Below are 24365 nucleotides of genomic sequence, written 5' to 3'. Positions count from 1 at the left end.
ATTCGTCTCGTAACCCCTCGGGTCCAGGGTAGCCCCGATTTCGATACGAGACAGACCCGTATCGCAAACTTCCGGTAAAAGGACCGGGCCGGAACCCACCGTGCACCGCTCTTTGCGCCCGGGCCCGGCCGTGCAAGCATGGGAGCAGATCCGGGGACGCCGCACGGCGCCACGAGACGACAACCCTTCAGGAGCCTGTTCGATGAACGCTTCTCCGCTTTCGCCTGCCCCCGCGCAGGCACCCGCCCCGCAGCCCGCCGCGGACCGGGGCACGGCCACCCTGTACGGCGGTGTGACCAACCGCCGGGTGACCGTCCGCGACCTCGCCGCCGCCAAGCAGCGCGGCGAGCGGTGGTCGATGCTGACCGCCTACGACGCGCTGACCGCCGGCGTCTTCGACGAGGCCGGGATCCCGGTGCTGCTGGTCGGCGACTCGGCCGGCAACTGCCACCTCGGCTACGAGACCACCGTCCCGGTCACCATGGACCAGATGGTGATGCTCTCGGCCGCCGTGGTCCGCGGCACCAAGCGGGCCATGGTGGTCGGCGACATGCCGTTCGGCTCGTACCAGGAGTCGGCCGCCCAGGCCATGCACAACGCCGCCCGGCTGATGAAGGAGGCCGGGGTCGGCGCGGTCAAGCTGGAGGGCGGCGAGCGCAGCGCCCGCTCGATCGAGCTGCTGGTCGAGGCCGGCATCCCGGTGATGGCCCACATCGGCCTCACCCCGCAGTCGGTGCACGCGCTCGGCGGCTACCCGGTCCAGGGCCGCGGCGACGAGGCCGCCCACCAGCTGCTGCGCGACGCCAAGACGGTCCAGCAGGCCGGCGCCTTCGCGGTGGTCCTGGAGGCCGTACCGGCCGAGCTGGCCGCCCAGGTCACCGAGCAGCTGATGATCCCGACCGTCGGCATCGGCGCCGGCGCCGGGACCGACGCCCAGGTGCTGGTCTGGACCGACATGGCCGGCATGACCGCCGGCCGGGTGCCGAAGTTCGTCAAGCAGTACGCCAACCTGCGGGCCGTCCTCGGCGAGGCCGCCCGCGAGTTCGCGGCCGAGGTCACCGCCGGCACCTTCCCGGCGGCCGAGCACAGCTTCAAGTAGGCCCCGGCGGCAGCTCCGGCCGGGCCCCCGGCGCCGGGCGACAGCCCGCTGTCAGCGGCGACAGAGCGCTGACAGCGGGCTGACAGCGGCGCCGGGCAGTCTGACGGCATGACAGGAATCGCCACCGCCCCGAACGACCGGGGACACCGCACCAACGCCGTCGAGGTCCGCGGCATCGTCAAGCACTACGGCTCGACGAAGGCGCTCGACGGCGTCGACCTCACCGTCCGCGAAGGCACCGTGCTCGGCCTGCTCGGCCCCAACGGCGCCGGCAAGACCACCCTGGTCCGGGTGCTCTCCACGCTGATCAAGCCGGACGCCGGCACCGCCTTCGTCGGCGGCTACGACGTGCTGCGCCAGCCCAAGCAGCTGCGCCGCACCATCGGCCTGACCGGCCAGTACGCCTCCGTGGACGAGCTGCTCTCCGGGTACGAGAACCTCTACCTGATCGGCCGCCTGCTGGACCTGTCCGCCAAGGAGTCCAAGTCCCGGGCCGGCGAGCTGCTCGAGCGCTTCTCCCTCACCGAGGCCGCCCGCCGCCCCGCCAAGACCTACTCCGGCGGGATGCGCCGCCGGCTCGACCTGGCCGCCTCCATGATCGGCCGGCCCAAGGTGCTCTACCTGGACGAGCCCACCACCGGCCTCGACCCGCGCACCCGCAACGAGGTCTGGGACGAGGTGCAGCGGATGGTCGGCGAGGGCGCCACCGTCCTGCTCACCACCCAGTACATGGAGGAGGCCGAACAGCTCGCCAACGAGCTGACCGTCATCGACCGCGGCCGGGTGATCGCGGGCGGCGGCATCGCCGAGCTGAAGACCCAGGTCGGCGGGCAGACCCTGCAGGTCCGCCCGGTCCACCCGGCGGAACTGCCGGAAATGGCCCGCTGCCTGCACGAGACCGGCCTGCGCGCCACCTTCTCCACCGACACCGGGCTGCTCTCGGTACCGCTCACCGCCGACGACCAGCTCACCACCGTGATCGGCGTGCTGGGCACCCGCGGCTTCGCCGTCGCGGGCATCGACACCCTGCTGCCCAGCCTGGACGAGGTCTTCCTGGCCATCACCGGCAAGCCCGCCGCCGCCGCGGCCGACACCGCCCCGACCCTCCCGAAGGAGACCGTGGCATGAGCGCCGCGACCCTGGCCCCCGGCCACCTCGACGACCCCCGGATCGGCCTGCGGGCCAACCTGCGCCACGTCGGTGCGCTGACCCGGCGCAACCTGATGCGGATCAAGGCCGACCCGGAGTCCATGCTGGACGCCCTGCTGATCCCGATCATCTTCACCCTGCTGTTCGTCTACGTCTTCGGCGGCGCGGTCTCCGGCAGCCAGCAGGACTACATCCAGTACATGATCCCGGGCCTGCTCGGCACCACCGGCCTCAACCTCGCGATGTCCGTCGGCACCGGGCTGAACAGCGACTTCCAGAGCGGGGTGATGGACCGCTTCCGGACCCTGCCGATCGGGCGGTCCGCGGTGCTGCTCTCCAAGATCGCGGCGGAGACCTGCCGGGCGCTGGTCTCCTTCACCATCCTGATCGGCTTCGCGATGCTGATCGGCCTGCAGATCAAGACCGGAATCCTGGAGCTGCTCGCGGCGGTCGGCCTGTCCCTGGTGTTCGGCATGTCGATCGTGTGGATCTCGATGCTGCTCGGGATGTCGCTGCGCAGCGTCCAGGCCGTCCAGGGCGTCGGGATGCTGGTGATCATGCCGCTGCAGTTCGGCAGCTCGATCTTCGCGCCCACCACCACCATGCCCGGCTGGCTGCAGGCTTTCACCGAGTACAACCCGCTCTCCGCGCTGGCCGACGCCTGCCGCAGCCTGATCAACGGCGGCCCGCTCGCCCACTCGGTGACCGTGGTGCTGGTCTGCTCCGCGGTGATCACCGCGGTCACCGCCCCGCTCGCGGTGGCCCGCTTCCGCAAGCGCACCTAGTCCGGTCTAGGACGTGTGCCGGTGCTCGTCCAGCAGGGCGGTCGCCTCGGTCAGTCCGAGGCGGCCGCCCTCCTCGCGTGCGTCCTGGAACTCCTCGGCGCCGAGCAGCGCCGTCAGCCGCTCCGCGGTGCGGACCCGCTCCGCCCGTTCCATCAGCGACCCCATCGCCCCGTGCAGGGCCAGGTGCGCGCCGAGCATCACCGCGGAGCGGCGGGCGACGCCCCGGTCGCCGGTGGCGGTGGCGTACTCCAGCAGGATCCCGGAGGCGGGCAGCAGCAGCATCATGGTCATGTGCTCGGCGAAGACCGTGACCAGGCCGCTGACCCCGCTGATCCCCCGCCGGCTGTCGCCCAGCAGCGCGAGCCCCCGCTCCGGGTCCCCGGATCGGGCGGCCACCCAGCCGCGCAGGCAGAACACGATCGCCTCGAAGACCTCCGGCGAGAGCGGGCCGAAGCTGCGCTGCTCGGCCTCCAACCGGTCCAGCTCCTCGGCCGCCTCCCGGTACTCCTCGCGGCCCACGTGGATGTTGCACAGCAGCAGCCGGCCGTACAGCATCGCGCCGTCGGCCGCCTGATCGCGCCGGTCGACCGCGCCCACCGCGGCCCTGATCAGCCGTTCGCCCTCCACCGGGTCCAGCTCGTACAGCGCCTCGCCCAGCCGGGCCTGCAGCAGCGGCACCTCCTGGGGCGAGCCGATCTCCTCGGCCAGTTCGATCGCCCGCCGGTACGCCTCGGTGGCGCCGGCCGCGTCGCCGCGCTTGGCCGCGTGCTCGGCCTTCGAGGAGTACGCCTCGGACATCGCCCACGGGTCGCCGGTCCGCACCGCCAGCGCCAGCGCCTCGTCGCTGTCGCGCACCGCCTGCTCCAGGCCGCCCACCCAGTCGTTCAGCAGCCGGGCCCGGATCCCCAGCGCGAACCCCAGGTCGTGCGGCCGGCCGTGGCGGCGGGCCCCGGCCACGGCGTCGTCCAGCAGGTCCCGCAGTTCGCCGATCTCGCCCGACAGGAAGGCCGCGAACACCCGCATCAGCACCGGGGCGCGGTACGACTGCGGCAGATCGGGGGTGTACACCTCGAGCACCCGGCGCGCGCGGGCGGCCGTCTCCGGATCGCCGAGCGTGGCCATGTTGCCGGTGAACCGGGCCACCAGCCAGTGCAGGTGGACCTGGCGGCGGGCCTCCTCCAGCTGCTCGCGCGGCAGCGGCAGCGGCACCGCCAGCGGGTCCAGCTCCAGCGGCACCGGCGCCGGCGCGTCCGCGGCGAACGGGTCGGGGCCGAGCCCGCACACCTGCTCGTACCAGACGCACGCCTCCTCGCGGTAGTTGCGCAGCGACCAGAACCAGCTCACCGCCAGCACGATGACCAGCGCCTGCTGCTCGTCACCGGTGTCCACCGCCCGGCGCAGCGCGGCCCGGACGTTGTCCTGCTCGCGCTCCAGGACGGCCAGCCAGTGCACCTGTCCGGGGCCGCGCAGGTCGTGGTCGGCGGCGCGCACCAGGTCCCGGTGCCAGGCGGTGTGCCGGTCCGCAACCCGGCCGGCCTCGCCGGACCCGGCGAGCCGCTCGGCGGCGTACTCGTGGATGGTCTCGAGCATCCAGTACCTGGGCTCCTCGCCGAGCCCGGCGACCACCAGCGACTTGTCGACCAGGGACAGCAGCAGGTCGGCGACCTCCTCGGTGGGGACGTCGGCCTCGTCGGCGAGGACCTGCTCGGCGCTCTCCAGGGTGCAGCCGCCGGCGAAGACCGAGAGCCGGCGCAGCACCGCGCGTTCGCGCTTGCCGAGCAGGTCCCAGCTCCAGTCGACCACCGCGCGCAGGGTCTGCTGGCGCGGCAGCAGGGTCCGGGAGCCGGCGGTGAGCAGGGCGAACCGGCCGTCCAGCCGGTCGGCTATCTGGCGCGGGGTCAGGCCGCGCAGGCGGGCGGCGGCGAGTTCGATGGCGAGCGGGAGTCCGTCGAGGCGGCGGCAGATCTCGGCGCAGGCCTGCGGGTCCTCGGCCGGGTCGAAGCGGGGGCGGGCGGCGGCGCCGCGTTCGGCCAGCAGGCGAAGCGCGGCGGCGTCGGGGAGCGGCTCGACCGGCAGCACCCGTTCGCCGGGGACGCCGAGCGGCTCCCGGCTGGTGGCCAGCACGGTGAGGCCGGGGCACTCGGCGAGCAGCCGGTCGGCGAGGTCGGCGGCGGCCTGGATCAGGTGCTCGCAGTTGTCCAGGACCAGCAGCATCCGGCGGCGGCCGCAGTGGTCGACCAGCCGGCGCAGCGGGTCCGTCTCGCGTCCCTCGATCGCCTCGGCGACGGCGCTGCCGGCGTGCAGCACGGTCTCGCGCAGGCCGAGTGCGGAGAGCACCGCGCCGGGAACGGCGGCCGGGTCCTCCAGCGGGGCGAGTTCGGCCAGCCAGACGCCGTCGGGCCAGGCGCCGTCGGCCTGGGCGACACGGCCGGCCTCGACCGAGAGCCGGGTCTTGCCGGAGCCGCCCGGTCCGGTGAGGGTGGTGAGCCGGCCGGAGGCGAGGGCCCGGCCGAGGGCGGCGAGGTCCCCGTCGCGGCCGACGAAGCTGGTCAGCCGGGGGCGCAGGTTGCCGCCCTGGCGGGCCTGGCGGGCCGGCGGGGCGGGGGTGGTCGGAGCGGCGGCGGTGGCGGCGGTGGCGGCGGTGGCAGGTACGGCCGCGGCGGGGGCGAGCAGCTCGCGGTGCAGGGCCTGCAGGGCCGGGCCGGGGTCGGCGCCGAGCCGGTCGGCGAGGGCGCGGCGCGCGCTCTCGTACTGCTGGAGGGCCTCGGCGGTGCGGCCGTCCTGGTGCAGGGCGCGGATCAGCAGGGCCTGGAGCTGTTCGTCGAGCGGGCGCCCGGCGCAGAGTTCGGCGAGTTCGCCGGTGACCCGGCCGGCCCGGCCGAGGGCGAGGTCGGCGGTGATCCGGTGCCGGCGGGCCTCGTCGCGGCGGGCCTCCAGCCGGGCGGCCGGGCCGCTGCGGTCGGGCAGGTCGGCCAGCGCGGGGCCGCGCCACAGGGCGAGGGCGGTGTGCAGGTCGTCGGCGGCCCGGGCGTGGTCGCCGTCGGCGAGGGCCCGGCGGCCCTGGTCGGCGAGGCGCTGGAAGTCGCCGAGGTCGGTGCCGGCGCCGGTCAGCCAGTACCCGGCCGGGCCGGAGCCGATCTCGGCCCGGCCGACGGTGCGGCGAAGCCGGCCGACCAGGGTCTGCAGGGCGGCGGCGGAGTCCTGCGGCGGGTCGGCGTCCCAGACCTCCTCGACCAGCAGTTCGGCGGGGACGGGCCGGCCCTGGCGCAGCACCAGGGCGGCCAGCAGGGCGCGCAGCCTCGCCCCGCCGAGCGCGATGGGCGTGCCGTCGTCGTGGTGGGCCGTGGTGGTGCCGAGGATGCCGTAGTGCACAGGACCATTCTGGTGGACGGCCGGACCGCCGCACGCCCTTTACCGGCCCGGCGTCCGGCCCGGCGTCCGGCCTGGCGTCCGGGGCGGCAGGCGGGGCGGTCCGCGGCGCCGGAACGGGCCCGGGGTGCCGTACGTTCACCCGGGGACGGTTGTCCGGTCCGCCGGCACCCGGCATGATCGTGCTTCCCGCCCGTGCCCGAGCCAGCCCCGGAGTCCCGCCACATGAGCTTCGCCACCACCGACCGCCACAGCAGTCAGAACCGGATCAGCCCGGTCTTCCTGGTGCTGGTCGCGATCCTGGGCACCTCCGCGTGGGCGGTGGCCGCGGGGTACGGCAACTCCCGCTTCGGGGTCTTCCTGTTCGTGGTCGCGGGCTGGATGGTGTCGCTGTGCCTGCACGAGTACGCGCACGCCAGGACGGCCCTGCACAGCGGGGACATCTCGATCGGGGCGAAGGGCTACCTGACCCTCAACCCCTTCAAGTACGCGCACGCGATGCTGAGCTTCGTGCTGCCGGTGATCTTCGTGATCATGGGCGGGATCGGTCTGCCCGGTGGCGCGGTCTTCATCGAGCGGCACCGGATCCGCGGCCGGCTCAAGCACAGCCTGATCTCGGCGGCCGGGCCGCTGGTCAACCTGGTGCTCGGCATCGGGCTGCTGCTGCTGGTCGGCAGCGGCCTGTTCGACGACCCGGGGCTGACCAGCCCGGTCAACGGCTTCGACCTGCCGGTCGCGCCGTTCCCGGCGGCGCTGTCCTTCCTCGCCTACCTGCAGATCACCGCGGCGATCCTGAACTTCCTGCCGGTCCCCGGCCTGGACGGCTACGGGATCGTCGAGCCGTGGCTGTCCTACCGGACCCGGCGCGCGGTCGAGCCGTTCGCGCCGTACGGGATGCTGCTGCTGTTCCTGGTGATCTGGCAGACCGAGGCGGGCAGGTGGCTGAGCCGCCTGGCGCTGTGGATCATGGATCTGTTCGGGGTGGAGAACTACCTGGTCGCGGTCGGCGACGCGCTGTTCCGCTTCTGGTCCTGACCGGGCGCAGGCACCCGGCCCGGGCGGCTCAGCCCTGGCCGGCCTCGGCGGCGCGGGCCCGGTCGGCGCGCTCCTTGCGGACGTAGAACCAGGCCATGTTGCTGGCGACGCCGGCCATCAGCACCCAGATCACGCCGAACCAGTTGCCCTCCACGAAGGAGATCACCGCCGCCGTCACGGCGAGGACGAGGACGATCGAGGCGAGCAGGGCGTTGCGGGGCATGGCGGAGCTCCAGGGTCGGATGCGCGGTCGGGCCCATTGTCCCCGAAGGGGGCCCCTCGGCCGGTCGAGGGGCCCCCTTCGGGGTGGTGCGGACGGTGCGGCGCGCCGGGGTGCGCGGCTCAGACGTCGGTGATCCGCAGGCCGGCGTGGGCCTTGTAGCGGCGGTTGACCGAGATCAGGTTGGCCACCAGCGCCTCGACCTGGTGGGCGTTGCGGAGCCGGCCGGCGAACACCCCGCGCATCCCGGGGATCTTCTCGGCCAGCGCCTGCACCAGGTCGGTGGCGGCCCGCTCGTCGCCGAGCACCAGGACGTCGGTGTCGATCCGCTCGATCTCCCGGTCCTGCAGCAGCACCGCCGACAGGTGGTGGAACGCGGCGGTGACCCGGGAGTCCGGCAGCAGGGCGGCGGCCTGCTCGGCGGCGCTGCCCTCCTCGGGCTTGAGCGCGTAGGCGCCCTGCTTGTCGAAGCCGAGCGGGTTGACGCAGTCCACGACGATCTTGCCGGCCAGCTCGGTGCGCAGCGCGCGCAGGGTGTCGGCGTGCCCGTCCCACGGCACCGCGACGATCACGATGTCGCTCTCCCGGGCGCAGGTCGCGTTGTCCGCGCCCCGGACCCCCGCGCCCAGCTCGGCGGCGGCGGCCTCGGCCCGCTCGGCGGTCCGGGAGCCGATGATCACCTGCTGTCCGGCGGCGGCCAGCCGGTAGGCGAGGCCGCGGCCCTGGTCCCCGGTGCCGCCGAGGACACCGACCACCAACTGGGATACCTCGGGCCGCTCGGGGGTGGCCGCGGCGGCCGGTGCGTTCACTGAATCGGGGTGCGTCATGCCGAAGATCCTGCCAAAGGCGGGGCGGCTGCTCCACGCTGTGCGCCATGGACGCACTGAGAGTTTCAGCACTCCGGGAGAGGCTGGCGGGCAGCGGCTGGCTGGAGTCGACCCGCGAGTTCGGCGGGGAGCTGCGCCGCTCGGTGACCCGGCGCGCCTCCCGGGGGCTGCTGCTGGTCGGCACCGAGGCGTACGAGCCGTGGCACCTGGCGGCGCACCTGGACGAGGAGGCGGCCCGCTCGGGGGCCGCCCTGCTGGCGCCGACGCTGCTGCGGCACAGCGTGCCGGCGGGCGCGCCCGCCCACCTCTCGCACGGCCTGCGGCTGCTGTCCGAGCGCCCGCGGGGGACGACGGTGCTGCTGGTGGCCCCGGCGGCGCCGGACGAGGTGCTGCTGGAGCGGGTCGAGGACGCCCGGCGCGGCGGTGCGACGGTGCTCGCCCTCGACGGCGACACCGGCGGGCCGGCGGCGCCGGTGCACCAGCGGCTGGCGGTGCCGGGCCTGGCGGGCGAGCCGTTCGACCTGGTGCAGCACCTGGTCAGCGCGGCGGCCGGGGCGCCGGCGGCGCGGACCCCCCGGCTGGCCCGGCTGGCGGAGCTGCTGACCGCGCCGCCGGCGCTGCGCTGGTGAGCGGCGCCCGCCGGTAATTCGTTTGCCACCGATCCGGGGCGCGCCCATGATGTCCCGTTGTGACCTCCCCCGATCCGGCCCTCCCGGCACCTTCGCGCGCCCGCGGCCTGCTGCCCGACCTCGCGCCCTGGCGTTCGTCCCGGGACTTCCGGCTGCTGTGGACCTCGGGGTGCGTCACCTCGTTCGGCAGTTTCCTGACCTATGTCGCCGTGCCGCTGCAGATCAAGGAGCTGACCGGTTCCTCGTTCGCGGTGGGCCTGGTCGGGGCGTTCGAGCTGGTGCCGCTGATCGTGTTCGGGCTGTGGGGCGGGGCGCTCGCCGACGCGCTGGACCGGCGCCGGCTGGTGCTGGTCTCCGAGGCGGGCCTGGCGCTGCTGACCGGCCTGCTGCTGGTGAACGCGCTGCTGCCGGATCCGCTGCTGTGGCCGGTCTACCTGGTCGCGGCCCTGGTCGCGGCGGTCGACGGCGTGCAGCGTCCGGCGCTGGACTCGCTCACCCCGCGGATCGTCGCGCACGACCAGCTGACCGCCGCGTTCGCCCTCAACTCGCTGTACCGCAACGTCGGTTCGGTGGCCGGCCCGGCGCTGGCCGGTCTGATCGTGGCGGCCGCGGGGGTGCAGACGGCGTTCGCGCTCGACGTGGCGACCTTCGTCGTGTCGCTGCTGCTGCTCGCCCGGATGCGGGCGGTGCCGCCGCCGACCGGCGCCCAGAAGCCGTCCGTACGGGCGATCGCCACCGGTGTGCGGTACGCCTGGAGCCGCAAGGACCTGCTGGGCACCTACGTGATCGACGTCTGCGCGATGCTGTTCGCCTTCCCGGTGGCGATCTACCCGTTCTTCGCGGCGGAACTGCACGCCGACTGGGCGCTCGGCCTGATGTACGGCGCGACCGCGGTCGGCGCCCTGGTGGTCTCCGCGACCAGCGGCTGGACCTCGCGCATCCACCGGCACGGCCGGATGCTGGTGCTCGCCGCGCTCGGCTGGGGCGCCGCGGTGGCACTCGCCGGTGTCGCGCCCAACATCTGGCTGGTGCTGCTGTGCCTGGCCCTGGCGGGCGGCGCCGACCAGATCTCCGGCACCGCCCGCTCCACCATGTGGAACCAGTCGATCCCGGACGAGGTCCGCGGCCGGATGGCCGGGGTGGAACTGCTCAGCTACTCGGTCGGCCCGCAGCTCGGCCAGGTCCGGGCGGGCGGCATGGCCGCGCTGGTCGGGGTCCGCGGTTCGATCTGGGCCGGCGGGCTGGCCTGTGTGGTCGGTGTGGTGGCGCTGACCGCGGCGCTGCCCCGGCTGCTCGGCTACGACGACCGCACCGACCCGCACGCGGCCGCCGTCCGCGCCGAGCACGAGGCCCGGGAGCGGGCCGCCCGGGACCAGGCCGTCCCGGAGGCCGTCACCGCCTCCTGAGGGCGGCGGCGGGCGGCGTGCGGGTCAGCCCTGGCCGTCCGCGGGCGCGTCGTCCTGCCAGCGGGGGTCGTTCTTCCACTCCCGGTTGCGCTCGGCGGCGGTCTCCAGGGCGTGCGCCGCCTCCTCACGGCTCGCGTACGGGCCCAGCCGGTCCTTCGCCGGGCAGTCCGGGCCCTCCTCGACCTTGGCGTGCTTGATGCAGTAGAACCACTCCCCCGGGTTCCCGGTGCCCTTGCGGCCGAATCCCAGCGCCATCGTGCGCCTCCCGTTCCTCGTGCGTACCGGATGTGTGCCGTACGGATCATTCCCGGCGCCGCCCTCGCACACACGGCCGGGGCGGGCCGGGGCCCGGCCGATAGACTCACCGGCATGTCTCTGGTACCCGGCATCGTGTCCCCCACCCGCAAGGTCCCCGCGCACATCGCGCGCCCCGAGTACGTCGGGCGCCCGGCGCCGGCGCCGTACACCGGGCCCGAGGTGCAGACCGCGGAGACCGTCGAGAAGATGCGGATCGCCGGCCGGATCGCCGCCCGGGCGATGGAGGAGGCCGCCAAGCTGATCGAGCCCGGTGTCACCACCGACGCGCTCGACGCGGTGGCCCACGCGTACATGTGCGACCACGGCGCCTACCCCTCCGACCTCGGCTACCGGGGCTTCCCGAAGTCGATCTGCACCTCCGTCAACGAGGTGATCTGCCACGGCATCCCGGACACGACGGTGCTCCAGGACGGCGACATCGTCAACATCGACGCCACCGCCTTCATCCACGGGGTGCACGGCGACCTCAACGCCACCTACCTGTGCGGCGACGTCGACGAGGAGTCGAAGCTGCTGGTGGAGCGCACCCGGGAGGCGCTCGCCCGGGCGATCAAGGCGGTCAAGCCGGGCCGCCAGGTCAACGTGATCGGCCGGGTCATCGAGTCCTACGCCAAGCGCTTCGACTACGGCGTGGTCCGCGACTTCACCGGCCACGGGATCAACACCTCGTTCCACTCCGGCCTGATCATCCCGCACTACGACAGCGAGCGGGCCACCGAGGTGATCAAGCCCGGGATGACCTTCACCATCGAGCCGATGCTCACCCTGGGCACCTACGACTACGAGGTCTGGGCCGACGGCTGGACCGTGGTCACCAAGGACCGCAAGCGCACCGCCCAGTTCGAGCACACCCTGGTGGTCACCGCCGACGGCGCCGAGATCCTCACCCTGCCGTAGCGCACGGACGTGGGTGAGGGGCCGCCCCCGGCCGGGGGCGGCCCCTCACGCACGTCGTCGTCGGCGGCGGCTCAGCCGATCAGCCACTGCTCCTCGGCGACGGCGCCGACCTCGGTGCACGCGTCGGTGAGCACGTCCAGCACCCGCAGCGGGTCCGGCAGCGGCTGCTCGGGACCGCGCAGCCAGCGCACCTCACCGCCGTCCGCGAGCGCGGCCGGCGGCAGCAGCGTGTACGAGCCGCGGCAGTGCCAGCGCAGCCCCGGGTGCTCGGACATGGTGTCCGGGGTGGAGTCCAGCGCGCTGGTCCACCACTCGTCCTCGTCGGCCGGGGTGCCGCGGGTCGCGGTGAAGAACAGGTAGCGGTCCTCGCCGACGACCGCGACCGGACCGCCGATGCCGAGCTCGTCCAGCCGCTCCACGGCCAGCACGCCGGCCGACGCGGGGACGTCCAGGACGTCGTGGGCGCGGCCGGTGGCGGTCACGAAGTTCGCCTGCGGGTCGCGGGACAGCCAGCGGGCCAGCTGCTCGGGATCGGTGGTCGCCTGGGACTGCCAGGCGAAGGAGACCGGGTGCTGGGCCGGCGCCGGACAGCCGATCCGGTCGCAGGAACACCGGTGGCCGGCCGGGTGCGCGGCGGGCGCCAGCGGGAAACCCGCACGCACCGCCCCCAGCAGCAGATCCAGCCGGGTCGCCGCGTCCCCACCCGCGACCGGCCGCTCCTGCTGCCGGTCACGCCGCCACCAGGTCGTCCACCTGCTGCTGGCTTCCATCGGGCCCCTTCCGCACTGCCGTGACCTGCTGTGCCTGGTGTGACACAGCGACCGGTGCAACATTGGACGCAACACCGAAACGCGCCCAAGGCTTCCCGGGCGGATCCGTGCGGCACGTCTGCCGTCGGCCGGATGCCGGGGTGACCGGGCGGCCGACGCCGGGGCACGGTACGGAGGAACGAGAGTTGCGACTCGGCGGGCAGGCGCACAGGCACCCGACCCGGCCCGTACGAGGCCCGCGGACCCGGGTGAACCCCGGAGGCGTACAGAGCAGAATAAGGGTGCCGGGACGGTCCGGATGACCGAACGGGGTGCTGCGCCGGTCACATCTGCTGCACACGGCCCGCTCCGGACCCGCACGGGAGCCGCCCGACCCGCACGTACCCTGGACGACGTGAAGAGCAAGGACACCGCATTCGTCGGCGGACCGCTGGACGGCCGGGAGCTGCGCATCCCGCTGACCGTGTTCCACAACGTCGGCAAGGTCTACCGGGTACCGGTGCCCGCGTACCACGACGTCCCCGCCACCACGCTGGTCTACCGGCGGGCCAAGGAGTACGACGCCAAGGGCCGCTGGCGCTGGCGCTACGAGTACGACCCGGACGGCGACACCGCCGGGGGCCTGCGCTGGCCCTGGAGCCGGCCGCCGGTCACGTCCGCCGCCACCGCCACGACGACGGCGACCGCGGCCGAGGACGAGGCCGGGCAGCCCGCGGGCGGCGAGCGGTAGGCCCGCCGCCCGGAGCGCTCACGCCTCCTCGGCGAGGATCAGGTAGAGCTTCTTCTTCGCCTCGGCCAGCACCGCGAGGCCCTGCGTGCGCTGGGTCTCGGTGCCGGTCGCCATCACCTGCCGCACCGCGTGCTCGACCGCGGACAGCGACTCGCGCACCTCGCGCACGGCCTCCCAGTCGACGCCGCGGCCGGCCTCCGCCCACGGGCTGTCGCCGCCCGCGTCGGCCTCCGCCCGGCCGCTCTCGGTGAGCTCGAACAGCCGCTTGCCGGACGCCTCCTGCGCGGTGACCATGCCCTCCTCCTCCAGCAGCTGGAGGGTCGGGTAGACCGATCCCGGGCTCGGCCGCCAGGTGCCGCCGGTCCGCTCACCGATCTCGGTGATCATCTCGTAGCCGTGCATCGGCCGCTCCTTCAGCAGCGCCAGCAGCGACGCGCGGACGTCCCCGCGCCGCGCCCGGCCGCCGCGCCGGCCGCCGTGGCCCTGCCCGCGGCCGCCCCGGCCGTGGCCGCCGAACCCGGGCGGCCCGAACGGCCCCGGCCCGTAGGGCCCGGCCCCGAACGGCCCACCGGGACCGCCCGGCCCGCCGAACGGCCCGAACGCCTCCCGCACCTCGAACTCCTCGCCGAACGGCTCCCCGGGCCCCGGTCGCCGTCCACGGCGACCCATCCCCCGATTTCGCATTCCTGAGCGCATGACGCACCCCTTCCCGCTGCGGACACCTCCCAACGAAGCATCCCGATAGCTCAACGATATATCGGTGACTGTCGGAAGGCAACGCCCGTGCCGGCGCGGTCGGACCGCCGCAGGTCAGGTCCCGGCTAACTTGGACACCCCGAAGCAGAGGAGAGCCCCGTGGGCAAGGCGGTCATGTACGGCTCGGTGTCGGTGGACGGCTTCATCGCGGACGAGAACGACCGGCCAGGACCGCTGTTCGACTGGCTGTCCAGCGGTGACGTCCCGCTGGACGGGAGCGGCGCGCTGAAGGTGTCGCAGACGTCCTACGACTACACCCGGCCGTACTGGGACCGGATCGGAGTCACGATCGTCGGCCGCCACGTCTTCGACCTGACGGACGGCTGGGACGGGAAGCCGCCGGGCGGGATCGACCACGTGGTCGTCGTGACGCACCGGCCTGCGCCCGAGGGCTGGGACCCCGGGGCGCCGTTCCACTTCGTCGAAGGCGTCGAGGCGGCCATGACGGAGGCGCAGGAGCTCGCGGGTGACCGCATCGTCGAGGTCGCCGCCGGCGACGTCGGTGGCCAGGTGCTCGCCGCGGGCCTGATCGACGAGGTGCGCATGGACGTCGTTCCGGTCGTGTTCGGGTCCGGCAAGCGCTACTTCGGGTCGGTCCGGGCGCAGCACCTGCTGGACGATCCTGACGTGGCGATCCAGGCCGACCGGGTGCTCCACCTGCGCTACCGGGTGCGCCGCTGACCGCAGCCGGGGCCGGTCCGCCCCGCACGTCCCGTGCGGCGGTCCGACGTCGACGGCGATCGGTCCGGGTCGCCTGTCACAGGACGGCCCCGTCGTGGCCGCCGGCCCGGACGGGAGGAGTGCGCCGGGCCCAGGGGGCGGCCTGTTCGAGCTGGCCGGCGAGGCGGAAGAGGACGTCCTCGCGTCCGTATCCCGCGGCGAACTGGATGCCGATGGGGAGTCCGGTGGCGGGGTCGGTCTCCAGGGGGACCGACATCGCCGGGGTGCCCGCGACGTTGAACGCGGCGGTGAACGGCGAGCGGTGCATGAGCTGCCCGAGCCAGCCGAGACCGTCGGTACCCTCGGCCCCTTCGGCGTAAGCGCCCAGGAGGACCGGCAGTTCGGGCAGGGTCGGGGTGAGCAGCAGGTCGTAGTCGGCGAAGTACCGGCCGATCGCGCGCGCGACGCTGTTGCGCATCGCGAGCGCGTGGACGAACTCGGTCCCGCCGACCCGCTGTCCGTAGGCGTAGCCGGCCAGCATCTCGGGTTCGAGCGTGGTGTCGTCGACGGGCCGGCCGGAGGCCGCGGCGAAGGCGTCGATCCAGGTCACCAGGTTGGTGCTCCACAGGCGGGCGTTGGCCAGGACGAACTCCTCCCAGTCGACGCCGAGGCCGACCTCGACCTCGTCGACCCGGTGCCCGAGGCTCTCGGCGAGCCGTGCGGCGCGCAGCGTGGCGTCGACCACCGTGGGTTCGACGGCCCGGCCGCCCCAGGGCCGGGTGAGCAGGCCGATCCGCAGGCTGCCCGGGGCGCGCGTGGTCTCCTGCGCGTAGGGCCGCTGCGGCGGCCGGGCGGCGTAGGGGTCGCCGGCCTCGGGGCCGTGGACGAGGTCCAGCAGCGTGGCGCTGTCGCGTACCGAGCGGCTGAGGGCGCCGTGGACGGCGAGCCCGTTGAAGACCTCGTCCGCGTCGGGGCCCATGGAGATCCGGCCCCGGGTCGGCTTCAGCCCGAACAGGCCGTTGGCGGCGGCGGGGACCCGGATGGAGCCCGCCGCGTCGGTGGCGTGGGCGATCGGGACGATGCCCGCGGCGACGGCGGCTCCCGAGCCGCCGCTGGAGCCGCCGGGGCTGCGGGCCGGATCCCAGGGGTTGCGGGTGGCGCCGTACAGGACGCCCTCCGTGGTGGTGCTGTAGGCGAACTCCGGGGTCGTGGTGCGCCCGAGCGTCACCAGTCCGGCCCGGCGGAAGCGCGTCATGAGCGCCGAATCGGCCGCGGCGACGTTCCCCGCGGCGATCCGGCTGCCCAGTTCGACCCGCTTGCCGGCCATCGCGACGGCGAGGTCCTTGATCAGGAACGGCACCCCCGCCAGCGGTGTGGAGCCCGGGATCGGCGCGTCCTGCGCGGGCCAGGTCTCGACCACGGCGTTGATCTGCGGGTTCACCGCCTCGACGGCCCGCTGGGCGGCCGAGGCGAGTTCCGCGGCGGTCACCTCGCCGCGCGCCACCAGGTCGGCCAGGCCGACGCCGTCGTAGGTCACGTACTCGGAGAGCTTCATGGTCATCCGTTCAGGGGGTCGGCGCCAGCATCGATACCATTCGGTATCCAGCGATACCGATCGGTATCGCTTGGGACTGGTCGGTACCGTAGCATTGCGGGCGGGGCAGTACGACACCCCGGCGGAGACGACACCCCACCGGACGAGGGGCCGAACGGCGGACATGGACAGAGTCAGCAGGCAGACCCGGGTGGCCAAGCTGCCGCCCCGGGAGCGGATCCTCGACGCGGCGGAGGAGCTCTTCTCCCGCGAAGGGATCAAGGCGGTCGGGGTGCAGGCCATCGCCGACCGGGCCGCGACCACCAAGATGGCGCTGTACCGCCACTTCGCGACCAAGGACGCGCTGGTCGAGGAGTGGCTGCGGATCGTCGCGGCCGACTACACCGCCGCCTTCGACCGGTGCCGGGACGCGCACCCCGACGAGCCCCGGGCGCAGATCCTGGGGATGGCCCGGTTCATCGCCGACGGACTTCCCGGGATCTCCCACCGGGGGTGCCCGTTCATCAACGCCATCGCGGCACTGCCCGACCGCACCCACCCCGCCCGCCGCCTGATCGAGGCCCACAAGGCCGGCCAGCTGCGCCGGCTCGCCGACCTGTGCGCCGGGGCCGGGATGTCCGATCCGGACCAGGCCGCCGCGGAGATCACCTTCGCTCTCGAAGGCGCCCAGGTGAGCGCGCAGAACGGCAGCGTCCGGGACGCGGGCGAGCGGCTGATGCGGATCGTCGAGGCCGTCCTGGACCGCCACCCCGCCCCCGGGACCGGCGCGGGGGCCCGGCCCGCGGGCTGACCCCGTCCCCGGGCCCGGACCGGGCCGGGTACTTCCCCCGGGCGGGACAGGTGCGTCGCGCCCCGCCGCCGGGTCCCCCCGCACTACGGTGGCGGCATGGCAGGCGAACGCGATCTCCAGAAGCTGCTCGGCGGTATGCGCCCGGTGCTCAACCCCGGCCGGTACGTGTACTGCACCCTCCCCGGCAAGGTGCCCACCGGGCTCCGGCCGGTGGTCACGGTCGCCGAAGCCGAAGGCCCGACCGTGGTCGTGGCGCAGGAGGAGGCCGACGCGCTGGGGCTGCGCTACGACTACGTGGCCGCCTGGATCACCCTGCAGATCCACTCCGCGCTGGACGCCGTCGGACTCACCGCCGCCGTCGCCGGGCACCTGGCCGGACACGGCATCAGCTGCAACGTGGTGGCGGGCTTCCACCACGACCACCTGTTCGTCGGCGCCGACGAGGCGGACCGGGCGGTGGCCGCGCTGCAGGAGCTGGCGGCGCAGCAGCCCTGACCTCCGCCCGGGGCCGGTCCCGCGGGAGGGGTCACCCGGACGGCGCCGCCGGATTGCCGGCCCGTCCCGGGCGGGTCGAAGGTCGGGTGACAGTGCCTCACCCGAGGAGGATCCATGAGTACTGCCTCCGGCCCGACCGGCCCGCCGCCGACCGGCAGCTCCTACGACTCCTACGACGACGGCGAGAACACCGCCTGGGTCACCGGGCTGGTGCTGTTCGCCGCCGTGATGCTGCTGGTCAACGGGATCCTGGAGATCTTCCAGGGGATCATGGCCATCGCCGACGACGACCTGTTCGTCACCACGCCCCGGTACGTCTTCCGGCTGGACCTCACCAGCTGGGGCTGGATCCACCTGGTCCTGGGCGTCCTGATCACGCTCACCGGACTCGGCCTGCTGCGGGCCGCCACCTGGGCCCGGATCGGCGGCATCTTCTTCGCCTCGCTGAGCGCGATCGCCGCCTTCCTCTCGCTGCCCTACTACCCGCTGTGGTCACTGGTGCTGCTGGCCATCGACGTCTTCGTGATCTGGGCGCTGTGCGTGTACCACAAGGAGCCGGCGTTCTGAGCCGCCGACCGGGCCCCGCGGCCCGTCCGCCCGCCGGGCCCGCTCCCACCGAGCGGGCCCTCGCGCTGCGCCGGCCCGCGGCGCAGGCCGGGCGGCGGCCGTACTTCACCGCGCAGCTGACCCGGGCGGCGGCCCTGGCGGGCGCGGACCTCACCTGGCACTCCCGGGGCTGGGTGGCCGAGCTGCGCCGGGGCGGGCGGCACACCCACGTCGTCGGCTACGAGTTCCCGCTGAACGACGCCGCCGCGGCCGCCGTCGCCGCCGACAAGGTGGCCACCTGCGCGGTGCTGGCCGCGGCGGGCGTCCCCGCGGTCGGCCACCGCCTGCTGCGGCAGGCGGACGGCGAGGACCCCGCGGCGCTCGTCGCGGACCTGGCGCTGCCGCTGGTGGTGAAGCCGCTGGACGGACGCGGCGGGCGGGACGTCGCCAGGGCCGGTACCCTGCCGGAGCTGACCGCGCTGCTGGAGCGGCTGTTCGCCGTCCATCCCGCGCTGGCGCTCTCACCGTGGGTGCCGATCCGGCACGAGTACCGGGTGGTCGTGCTGGCGGACCGGGACCGGATCGTGTTCGACAAGGCCCGCCCGCCGGACGGCTCCGGTGAGTGGCGGCACAACCTGGCGTACGGGGCGGTGCCGCGGCTGGAGGTGCCGGCGGCGGTCCGCGCGCGGCTGGCCGCCCTCGCGGCGGCGGCCGCCCGGGCGACCGGCCTGACCTTCGCCGCCGTGGACATCGTCGACACGGCCGACGCGGGCGACGGGCGCGACCCGGACAGCACCGGCGGCGCTCTCGCGGTGCTGGAGGTCAACAGCAGCGTCTGCCTGGAGCGTTTCAGCGGCCACGGCGCGGAGCACGCCCGGCTGGCCGGCCAGGTGTACGAGGACGCCGTGGCGGCGGCGCTGCGCACACCGCCCCGGGCGGGCGGCGCACCGCCGCGGTGAGCGGCGCGCCGCCGGTCGGGGCGGTGCGGCTACTTGCCCAGCGCCGCCACGCCGGCCTGGGCGAACTGCTCGTCGAGGTCGCCGCTCGGGGCGCCGGCCACCCCGACGGCCGCGATCGGGGCCCCCTTGGCCTGGACCGGGGCGCCGCCACCCAGGAACAGCGTGCCGGGGATGTCCTTCAGGTTCGGGGTGGCCGCCAGGCGCTTGACCAGCTCGGAGGTGGGCGCGTTCCAGGACACCGCGGTGAACGCCTTGCGCTCGGCCGACTCCGGGGACTGCGGGCCCGCGCCGTCGCCCTTCAGCAGCACCCGGGTCACGCCGTTGCGGTCGACCACGGCCACCGAGACGTGCTGGCCGCCCTTCTCGGCGGCGTCCAGGGCGGCCTGGGCGGCCTTGGTGGCGGCCTCGATGCTCAGGCCCGTCGACCCGGTGAGGTTGCGGTCGGCGGCATCGGCCTTCACCGCGTCCGCCTTGGCGGCCTCCGGTGCCCGGCCGGTCTCGGCGTTGGCCGACACCGCACCGAGGGTGCCCGCCGCCAGGGCGGCCACGGCGACGGCGCCGGTCAGTACACGGGCCCGCGGGCTCATCTTCGTCATGCTTCGGCTCCTGCTCGGATCGGCTCCGGGAACCGCACCGGCTCCCGCTCTGCCTCGATCCTCCGGCCGGCCACCCGCCGTCCGGATCGTCGGACCGGCCCGGACCGGCAGGCATCATGGACGACACGGGGGTCGGCCGATCGGTCGATGCGCACGGCCCCCTGGCGGGCCACCATGCCAGGAGGACAGCCGGCGGGAGCGGGCCCGCCGACGGACGAGGAGAACCACGTGGACGACCACCGGCCGCCGGCCGGCGACCCCGACGCGGGGTGGCTGGCCACGGTGATGCGGATCGCCTTCCTGCTGCTGCTCGCCGCCTCGCTCACCCGGTACCTGGACCACCACTGGCACTCCGCCCGCACCCCCTGGGTGATCGGACTGTCGGTCGCGCTTGCCGCGGCGCACCTGCTGCTGCCCGCCCGGAGCCCGGGCCGCCTGGCCGCCGCCGGGCGGCGCCCCGCCGAGCTGGCCGGCCTGCTCGCGGTGCTCGGCAGCTGGGCGGTCCTGGTGCTGATGGCGCCCAGCTTCGCCTGGTGCGCCGTACCGCTGATCTACACCGTGCTGCGGGCCCTGCCCACCCGGGCCGCCGTCCCGGTGATCGGCGCGATGACCGCGCTGGTGGTGACCGCCGAACTGCGGCTGTCGGACGGCTTCGACCCCACCCTGCCGCTGCTGCCGCCCACCGTCGCGGTCCTCGCCACGGCGGTCTTCCGGTACATGGAACGGCAGGGTGCCCGGCAGCGCGCCCTGATCGACGACCTGATCAGCACCCGCCGCGAACTGGCCGCCACCGGACGCCGCGAGGGCACGCTCGCCGAACGCGAACGGCTCGCCATGGAGATCCACGACACCCTGGCGCAGGGCCTGTCCAGCCAGCAGATGCTGCTCCAGGCCGCCGAGCGGGTCTGGGACCGCGACCCGGCCACCGCCCGCGGCCACGTCCGGACCGCCACCGCCATCACCGCCCGCAACCTGGCCGAGGCCCGTCGCTTCGTCCACGACCTCGCTCCCGCCGAACTCGCCGACGGCGGCACGCTGGACGCCGCACTGCGGGCCCTCGCCGAACGGGAGACCGCCGAGAGCGGGCGCCCGGTGCACGTCCGCATCGACGGCGCGCCCGTCCCGGTGCCCGCCGCCGCACAGGCCGCCCTGCTGCGGATCGCGCAGGGCGCGCTCGCCAACGTCCGCGAACACGCCGACGCCCGGACGGCCGCGCTCAGCCTCTCCTACCTCGGCGACCAGGCCGTCCTGGACATCGCGGACGACGGCCGCGGCCTGGCCGGGCCGCCCGGCGGTGCGGGAGCGGATGGTGACACCCCGCCGGGTGGCCCCCCGGCGGCCGGGCGCGGCCACGGGCTGCCCGCGATGCGGGCCAGACTGCGCCAGCTCGGCGGCACCCTCACCGTCGAGAGCACCCCCGGCGAAGGCACCGTGGTCTCCGCCTCGATCCCGCTGGAGGACCGGTGAACACGGACGTACGGCTGCTGGTCTGCGACGACCACGCGGTGGTCCGGGCCGGCCTGCTGGCCCTGCTGGCCAGCGCCCCCGGCATCGAGGTGGCCGGGGAGGCGGGCAGCGGCGAGGAGGCGGTCGCGCTGGCCGAACGGCTGCGGCCGGACGTGGTGCTGATGGACCTGCAGCTCGGGCCGGGCATCGACGGGATCGAGGCCACCCGCCGGATCACCACCGGGCCCGCCGCCGCCCGGGTGCTGGTGCTCACCACCTACGACACCGACGCCGACATCACCCGGGCCATCGCCGCCGGCGCCACCGGCTACCTGCTCAAGGCGGAGCGCCCCGAGGAACTGTTCGCCGCCATCCACGCCGCCGCCGAGGGCCGCACCGCGCTCTCCCCGCCGGTCGCCACCCGGGTGATGGCCCAGATGCGCGCCCCGGCACCCCAGCTGACCGACCGCGAGCAGGACATCCTCGCCCAGCTCGCCCAGGGCCACGGCAACCGGGAGATCGCCCGGGCCCTGTTCATCAGCGAGGCGACCGTCAAGACCCACCTCGGCCGGATCTACGCCAAGCTGGGCGTCGACACCCGGGCGGGCGCGGTGGCCGCCGCCAAGGAGCGCCGGCTGCTGCGCTGACCGGCCCCGCTCCCCGCGCTCCCCGGGGTGCCGCGCGCCGGCCCGGCCCGTCAGTGCCCCCGCAGGTGCCCCCGCCGGTCAGTGCCCCCGCCGGGCGCGGGCCCGCAGCGCCCGGGCGACCAGGAACCTCAGCGGCGCGGGCGGACGCCGTACGCCGAGGGCCGCCCGCAACGGCTGGTCCAGCAGGCAGGCCGCCACCAGCGGGGCGAGCCGGGCCAGCGGGCGCGGCAGCCGGGCCGCGAGCAGCCCGCCGCTCGCCCGCCACAGGGCGCGGGCCGGCGCGCCGGGGGCGAAGCGGTCCCGTTCGAACCGGGCCATCCAGTGCTCCAGGCCCGGCAGTCCGTCGACCGTGAGCTCCGGCAGGCCGAGCGCCCCCGCCACGTCCAGGTGGAAGCGGTAGGCCGCGTCGCGCTCCGCGCCGGTGACCGGCCGCGGTCCGTGCTCCTCGACGAACCGCAGCGGGCAGACCGTGAAGCAGGCCAGCACGTACCGCATCAACTCGGGTGTGATTCCCGGGCGTTGATGGACCCGGCGGAGGTCTTCGACGATCCGCCGGCCCTCCGGGCTACCGGTCCCGTGGCCGATCAGCGCGAACATCGCCGCACCGGTCGCCTTGGCCCGGTCCTTGGGCGCGCCGGTCATCCGCCCGGTGCCGTACAGCACCTCGGCGATCTCCGGCACCGCGAAGGTCCGGACGAACCCGAGGGTCAGACCCACCCGGGACTCCTGCGGCATGGTCTCCAGCACCAGCCGGGCGAACGGGTCGGCGGCCGGCATCCCGCTCGCCGACATCCCGCTCACCCGGTCACCCCGGCCACGTCGTCCACGCCGTCCACGCCCTCCGCCAGCGCCTCGGCGGTGAGCCGACCGTCCAGCAGCCGCGCGACCCGGACCAGGTGCGCCCGCTCCTCGGCCGGCTCCGCGTCCAGGCCGGGCAGCACCGGCTGCTCCTCGCGCGGCCGGGGCGGCGCACCGGCCGCCAGCGCGGTGACGGCCGACCGCAGCGCGGCCGCGACGACCAGCGCGGCCCGCTGCGCCTCGTCCAGCCCGGCCCGCTCGGCGACCCGGCCGGCCGCGGCCACCGCCTGCGGGTCCACCCACGGACGCAGCGTCAGCTGCCCGTCCCGGATCTCCAGTCCGCGCCGGGCGGTCCGCCACTCCAGGTCGCGCAGGGCCAGCCGCTCGGTCCGCGGCGAGGCCGGCGCCTCCAGCGCCAGCCTGCGGTCCGCGCGGTAGACCAGGTCCCACAGCGGGCGCAGCGCACGGTAGTCGCGGCGGCGGCGCAGCCAGGCCGCGCCGGCCGGTCCGGCGAACCCGGCGGTGATCAGGACGGCGCCGGCCGCGGCGAAGACCGGGCCGAGGCCGGTGCTCAGCCAGTCCAGGTCCCGCGCGCCCGCGCAGGCCGCGCCGATCGCGAGCAGCTTGCACAGCACGTAGCCGCAGGCGGTGAAGGAGCCGTGGGCGATCCGCCGGATGCCGCGCCGCAGCGACCCGGCCGGCAGCCGGGCGGCGTGGCCGAGGCAGACCCGGCCGATGTCGATCAGCGCGAACGCGAACAGCCCCTGGTACAGCGACAGGAACAGGGCGGTCGCCGGGGTGGCGGCGAAGTCGGTGTCGAAGGTGAGCGGGGTCTCCGGCCGGTACGGGCCGCCGAGTGCGAACAGCGCCGCCATCAGCGGGCCGAGCACGGCGAAGGCGGCGAGCCGGCGGCGGGCCCGGCGCCAGGTCGGCGGAGAGGCCGCCGCCCACACCACGGCGCCGGCCCGGCGGGCGGGCGGCATCCAGATCAGGGCCAGCACGACGGCGGCGGCGGAGAAGCCGGCGATGCCGAGGTAGACCAGCAGGGTGGCGAGGTTGCCGACGCCGGTGAGCCGGTCGACGGCGCGGTACAGCAACGGGGAGGCCAGCAGGAACGAGGTGGCGGGTGAGGCGACGGCCAGCGCCACCACCAGCAGTCCGCGGGACGGTTCCCGGCGCCAGGCCCGGAACTTGAGGGCCGCCACCAGCCAGGCCAGCGAGCCGATCGTCAGGTAGCCGAGGTCGAACGGCAGCTCAGACATGCTGGCCCTTGCGGTGCTCCAGCGCGGGTGCCAGCTGGGAGGTGGTCCCGGCGCCGGGGGCCAGCACCAGGATCCGCAGCAGTTCGGCGCCGAGCACCTCGGCCTCCTCCTCGGCGGCGTCGTCGTAGTGCGAGCGGCCGAGGACCAGTCGCAGGACGTCCGGGTCGATGGTGGGCAGCTCCACCCGGGCCGGGTCGGCCTCCGGCGGCGGGACCTCGGCGAGGTGGCCGCAGAGCAGGTGGGCCAGTTCGTGGCAGATGATGTGCGCCTGGTGCAGCCCGGAGGTCTCCTGCTCGAAGTGGATCACGTCCGCGTCCGCCCGGCGCTCGACGAACCCGGACGGCTCGCCCACCCGCATCCGTCGCGGCTCCAGCCGCACGGGGCGCCCGCAGCGGTCGGCGACCGCCGCGCACAGCTCCTCCACCGTGCTCAGCGGTGGCAGCTCCAACTGCCGCGCCACGGACCGCATCCGGCGCCGGGTACGCCCTACACCTCGCACCTGCTCCCCCTCCTCCCCCGCGGGCCGCCGCCAGCGGCCCAGCGGCATCTCCTGGTGGTCGCCCACGTCGTGGTCGCCCACGGGTCGGTCGCCCACGGGTCGGTCGCTCACGGGCTGATCGC

Annotated in this window: 26 protein-coding genes; 15 read left to right on the top strand and 11 right to left on the bottom strand. The window is 75.0% G+C overall.

Annotation, left to right across the window (positions count from 1 at the left end; all coding sequences use genetic code 11):
• Window positions 1-202: 202 nt before the first annotated feature.
• The 3 genes from panB to AB0D08_RS00780 all read left to right on the top strand — a co-directional run bounded on the left by panB (window position 203) and on the right by AB0D08_RS00780 (window position 3033).
• Complete coding sequence (panB, locus tag AB0D08_RS00790) at window positions 203-1099, top strand: 3-methyl-2-oxobutanoate hydroxymethyltransferase (RefSeq protein ID WP_033820266.1); 897 nt, start codon at window positions 203-205, stop codon at window positions 1097-1099.
• Window positions 1100-1207: 108 nt separating this feature from the next.
• The gene (locus AB0D08_RS00785) at window positions 1208-2227 is read left to right on the top strand and encodes a daunorubicin resistance protein DrrA family ABC transporter ATP-binding protein (protein ID WP_033820265.1); all 1020 of its coding nucleotides are present in this window, start codon (window positions 1208-1210) and stop codon (window positions 2225-2227) included.
• Window positions 2224-3033, top strand: coding sequence for an ABC transporter permease (locus AB0D08_RS00780; protein ID WP_359885845.1), 810 nt, complete (start codon window positions 2224-2226; stop codon window positions 3031-3033). Before AB0D08_RS00785 ends, AB0D08_RS00780 begins: the two co-directional genes overlap by 4 nt.
• 6 nt (window positions 3034-3039) lie before the next feature.
• On the opposite strand, the gene AB0D08_RS00775 is transcribed toward AB0D08_RS00780, so the two are convergent.
• Window positions 3040-6405, bottom strand: a complete 3366-nt coding sequence (locus AB0D08_RS00775; protein ID WP_359885844.1) for a BTAD domain-containing putative transcriptional regulator — start codon at window positions 6403-6405, stop codon at window positions 3040-3042.
• 222 nt (window positions 6406-6627) lie between these two features.
• On the opposite strand from AB0D08_RS00775, the gene AB0D08_RS00770 reads away from it, so the two are divergent.
• Window positions 6628-7437, top strand: coding sequence for a site-2 protease family protein (locus AB0D08_RS00770; protein ID WP_359885843.1), 810 nt, complete (start codon window positions 6628-6630; stop codon window positions 7435-7437).
• A gap of 28 nt (window positions 7438-7465) precedes the next feature.
• Here AB0D08_RS00770 and AB0D08_RS00765 read toward each other — a convergent pair whose 3' ends face one another.
• Together AB0D08_RS00765 and npdG are read right to left on the bottom strand one after the other, a co-directional pair.
• Window positions 7466-7660, bottom strand: a complete 195-nt coding sequence (locus AB0D08_RS00765; protein ID WP_033821984.1) for a hypothetical protein — start codon at window positions 7658-7660, stop codon at window positions 7466-7468.
• A 119-nt stretch (window positions 7661-7779) separates the two neighbouring features.
• Window positions 7780-8484 carry an NADPH-dependent F420 reductase gene (gene npdG, locus AB0D08_RS00760; protein ID WP_033821983.1) on the bottom strand — a complete coding sequence of 235 codons (705 nt, stop codon included), beginning with the start codon at window positions 8482-8484 and terminating at the stop codon, window positions 7780-7782.
• A gap of 47 nt (window positions 8485-8531) precedes the next feature.
• Between npdG and AB0D08_RS00755 the strand changes: the two genes are divergently transcribed.
• The gene (locus AB0D08_RS00755) at window positions 8532-9113 is read left to right on the top strand and encodes a hypothetical protein (RefSeq protein ID WP_033821982.1); all 582 of its coding nucleotides are present in this window, start codon (window positions 8532-8534) and stop codon (window positions 9111-9113) included.
• A gap of 59 nt (window positions 9114-9172) precedes the next feature.
• Entirely contained in the window at window positions 9173-10519 is a 1347-nt protein-coding gene (locus AB0D08_RS00750; protein ID WP_051813060.1) for an MFS transporter, read from the top strand.
• A 24-nt stretch (window positions 10520-10543) separates the two neighbouring features.
• Here the strand turns inward: AB0D08_RS00750 and AB0D08_RS00745 are convergent, their stop codons facing one another.
• Entirely contained in the window at window positions 10544-10774 is a 231-nt protein-coding gene (locus tag AB0D08_RS00745; RefSeq protein WP_359885842.1) for a hypothetical protein, read from the bottom strand.
• A 114-nt stretch (window positions 10775-10888) separates the two neighbouring features.
• Between AB0D08_RS00745 and map the strand changes: the two genes are divergently transcribed.
• Complete coding sequence (gene map / locus AB0D08_RS00740) at window positions 10889-11734, top strand: type I methionyl aminopeptidase (RefSeq protein WP_359885841.1); 846 nt, start codon at window positions 10889-10891, stop codon at window positions 11732-11734.
• A gap of 71 nt (window positions 11735-11805) precedes the next feature.
• Here the strand turns inward: map and AB0D08_RS00735 are convergent, their stop codons facing one another.
• Window positions 11806-12504: a bifunctional DNA primase/polymerase gene (locus AB0D08_RS00735; protein ID WP_082526741.1), complete on the bottom strand. Its 699-nt coding sequence runs from the start codon at window positions 12502-12504 to the stop codon at window positions 11806-11808.
• A gap of 394 nt (window positions 12505-12898) precedes the next feature.
• Here AB0D08_RS00735 and AB0D08_RS00730 point away from each other — a divergent pair, with 394 nt between their 5' ends.
• Window positions 12899-13234 carry a hypothetical protein gene (locus AB0D08_RS00730; RefSeq protein ID WP_359885840.1) on the top strand — a complete coding sequence of 112 codons (336 nt, stop codon included), beginning with the start codon at window positions 12899-12901 and terminating at the stop codon, window positions 13232-13234.
• An 18-nt stretch (window positions 13235-13252) separates the two neighbouring features.
• On the opposite strand, the gene AB0D08_RS00725 is transcribed toward AB0D08_RS00730, so the two are convergent.
• The gene (locus tag AB0D08_RS00725) at window positions 13253-13903 is read right to left on the bottom strand and encodes a PadR family transcriptional regulator (RefSeq protein ID WP_359885839.1); all 651 of its coding nucleotides are present in this window, start codon (window positions 13901-13903) and stop codon (window positions 13253-13255) included.
• Between the two features lie 186 nt (window positions 13904-14089).
• On the opposite strand from AB0D08_RS00725, the gene AB0D08_RS00720 reads away from it, so the two are divergent.
• Entirely contained in the window at window positions 14090-14671 is a 582-nt protein-coding gene (locus tag AB0D08_RS00720) for a dihydrofolate reductase family protein (RefSeq protein ID WP_033822893.1), read from the top strand.
• 76 nt (window positions 14672-14747) lie between these two features.
• On the opposite strand, the gene AB0D08_RS00715 is transcribed toward AB0D08_RS00720, so the two are convergent.
• Window positions 14748-16205 carry an amidase gene (locus AB0D08_RS00715; protein WP_359885922.1) on the bottom strand — a complete coding sequence of 486 codons (1458 nt, stop codon included), beginning with the start codon at window positions 16203-16205 and terminating at the stop codon, window positions 14748-14750.
• 163 nt (window positions 16206-16368) lie between these two features.
• Between AB0D08_RS00715 and AB0D08_RS00710 the strand changes: the two genes are divergently transcribed.
• The 4 genes from AB0D08_RS00710 (at window position 16369) to AB0D08_RS00695 (ending at window position 18995) form a co-directional block, all read left to right on the top strand.
• Window positions 16369-16995, top strand: a complete 627-nt coding sequence (locus AB0D08_RS00710; RefSeq protein WP_033822891.1) for a TetR/AcrR family transcriptional regulator — start codon at window positions 16369-16371, stop codon at window positions 16993-16995.
• 96 nt (window positions 16996-17091) lie between these two features.
• Window positions 17092-17490 carry an ACT domain-containing protein gene (locus AB0D08_RS00705; protein ID WP_033822890.1) on the top strand — a complete coding sequence of 133 codons (399 nt, stop codon included), beginning with the start codon at window positions 17092-17094 and terminating at the stop codon, window positions 17488-17490.
• Between the two features lie 114 nt (window positions 17491-17604).
• Window positions 17605-18057, top strand: coding sequence for a hypothetical protein (locus tag AB0D08_RS00700; RefSeq protein ID WP_233289208.1), 453 nt, complete (start codon window positions 17605-17607; stop codon window positions 18055-18057).
• Window positions 18027-18995 (top strand): hypothetical protein, encoded by a 969-nt coding sequence (locus tag AB0D08_RS00695; protein ID WP_359885838.1) that lies wholly within the window; start codon window positions 18027-18029, stop codon window positions 18993-18995. The genes AB0D08_RS00700 and AB0D08_RS00695 overlap by 31 nt, the downstream gene beginning before the upstream one ends.
• A gap of 29 nt (window positions 18996-19024) precedes the next feature.
• Here AB0D08_RS00695 and AB0D08_RS00690 read toward each other — a convergent pair whose 3' ends face one another.
• The gene (locus tag AB0D08_RS00690; RefSeq protein ID WP_359885837.1) at window positions 19025-19591 is read right to left on the bottom strand and encodes a heme-binding protein; all 567 of its coding nucleotides are present in this window, start codon (window positions 19589-19591) and stop codon (window positions 19025-19027) included.
• A 285-nt stretch (window positions 19592-19876) separates the two neighbouring features.
• On the opposite strand from AB0D08_RS00690, the gene AB0D08_RS00685 reads away from it, so the two are divergent.
• Window positions 19877-21058 carry a sensor histidine kinase gene (locus tag AB0D08_RS00685; RefSeq protein ID WP_359885921.1) on the top strand — a complete coding sequence of 394 codons (1182 nt, stop codon included), beginning with the start codon at window positions 19877-19879 and terminating at the stop codon, window positions 21056-21058.
• The gene (locus tag AB0D08_RS00680; RefSeq protein WP_033819669.1) at window positions 21055-21684 is read left to right on the top strand and encodes a response regulator transcription factor; all 630 of its coding nucleotides are present in this window, start codon (window positions 21055-21057) and stop codon (window positions 21682-21684) included. The genes AB0D08_RS00685 and AB0D08_RS00680 overlap by 4 nt, the downstream gene beginning before the upstream one ends.
• Before the next feature lie 78 nt (window positions 21685-21762).
• On the opposite strand, the gene AB0D08_RS00675 is transcribed toward AB0D08_RS00680, so the two are convergent.
• Genes AB0D08_RS00675 through AB0D08_RS00665 form a run of 3 tightly spaced genes read right to left on the bottom strand, consistent with a single transcriptional unit; the run spans window position 21763 to window position 24354 of the window.
• A complete protein-coding gene (locus AB0D08_RS00675; RefSeq protein WP_149038289.1) occupies window positions 21763-22485 on the bottom strand; it encodes an oxygenase MpaB family protein in 723 nt (240 codons plus the stop codon).
• Window positions 22482-23744, bottom strand: a complete 1263-nt coding sequence (locus AB0D08_RS00670) for an MAB_1171c family putative transporter (protein ID WP_033821814.1) — start codon at window positions 23742-23744, stop codon at window positions 22482-22484. The genes AB0D08_RS00675 and AB0D08_RS00670 overlap by 4 nt, the downstream gene beginning before the upstream one ends.
• Window positions 23737-24354 carry a hypothetical protein gene (locus AB0D08_RS00665; RefSeq protein ID WP_359885836.1) on the bottom strand — a complete coding sequence of 206 codons (618 nt, stop codon included), beginning with the start codon at window positions 24352-24354 and terminating at the stop codon, window positions 23737-23739. Before AB0D08_RS00665 ends, AB0D08_RS00670 begins: the two co-directional genes overlap by 8 nt.
• Window positions 24355-24365: the final 11 nt, after the last annotated feature.

The sequence above is a fragment of the Kitasatospora sp. NPDC048540 genome (genome assembly GCF_040651175.1).
GTDB lineage: Bacteria > Actinomycetota > Actinomycetes > Streptomycetales > Streptomycetaceae > Kitasatospora.
The sequence above is the reverse complement of the archived record's forward strand: the minus strand, read 5'-3'. Positions and strand labels throughout refer to the sequence as shown.

Coding starts and splice junctions, on each gene's coding strand:
- AB0D08_RS00705 (WP_033822890.1), top strand. CDS start 17,092: ATGGCAGGCGAACGCGATCTCCAGAAGCTGCTCGGCGGTATGCGCCCG.
- AB0D08_RS00670 (WP_033821814.1), bottom strand. CDS start 23,744: ATGTCTGAGCTGCCGTTCGACCTCGGCTACCTGACGATCGGCTCGCTG.
- AB0D08_RS00785 (WP_033820265.1), top strand. CDS start 1,208: ATGACAGGAATCGCCACCGCCCCGAACGACCGGGGACACCGCACCAAC.
- AB0D08_RS00700 (WP_233289208.1), top strand. CDS start 17,605: ATGAGTACTGCCTCCGGCCCGACCGGCCCGCCGCCGACCGGCAGCTCC.
- AB0D08_RS00690 (WP_359885837.1), bottom strand. CDS start 19,591: ATGACGAAGATGAGCCCGCGGGCCCGTGTACTGACCGGCGCCGTCGCC.
- AB0D08_RS00715 (WP_359885922.1), bottom strand. CDS start 16,205: ATGAAGCTCTCCGAGTACGTGACCTACGACGGCGTCGGCCTGGCCGAC.
- AB0D08_RS00725 (WP_359885839.1), bottom strand. CDS start 13,903: ATGGGTCGCCGTGGACGGCGACCGGGGCCCGGGGAGCCGTTCGGCGAG.
- map (WP_359885841.1), top strand. CDS start 10,889: ATGTCTCTGGTACCCGGCATCGTGTCCCCCACCCGCAAGGTCCCCGCG.
- AB0D08_RS00735 (WP_082526741.1), bottom strand. CDS start 12,504: ATGGAAGCCAGCAGCAGGTGGACGACCTGGTGGCGGCGTGACCGGCAG.
- npdG (WP_033821983.1), bottom strand. CDS start 8,484: ATGACGCACCCCGATTCAGTGAACGCACCGGCCGCCGCGGCCACCCCC.
- panB (WP_033820266.1), top strand. CDS start 203: ATGAACGCTTCTCCGCTTTCGCCTGCCCCCGCGCAGGCACCCGCCCCG.
- AB0D08_RS00765 (WP_033821984.1), bottom strand. CDS start 7,660: ATGCCCCGCAACGCCCTGCTCGCCTCGATCGTCCTCGTCCTCGCCGTG.
- AB0D08_RS00770 (WP_359885843.1), top strand. CDS start 6,628: ATGAGCTTCGCCACCACCGACCGCCACAGCAGTCAGAACCGGATCAGC.
- AB0D08_RS00745 (WP_359885842.1), bottom strand. CDS start 10,774: ATGGCGCTGGGATTCGGCCGCAAGGGCACCGGGAACCCGGGGGAGTGG.
- AB0D08_RS00780 (WP_359885845.1), top strand. CDS start 2,224: ATGAGCGCCGCGACCCTGGCCCCCGGCCACCTCGACGACCCCCGGATC.
- AB0D08_RS00685 (WP_359885921.1), top strand. CDS start 19,877: ATGCGGATCGCCTTCCTGCTGCTGCTCGCCGCCTCGCTCACCCGGTAC.
- AB0D08_RS00755 (WP_033821982.1), top strand. CDS start 8,532: ATGGACGCACTGAGAGTTTCAGCACTCCGGGAGAGGCTGGCGGGCAGC.
- AB0D08_RS00710 (WP_033822891.1), top strand. CDS start 16,369: ATGGACAGAGTCAGCAGGCAGACCCGGGTGGCCAAGCTGCCGCCCCGG.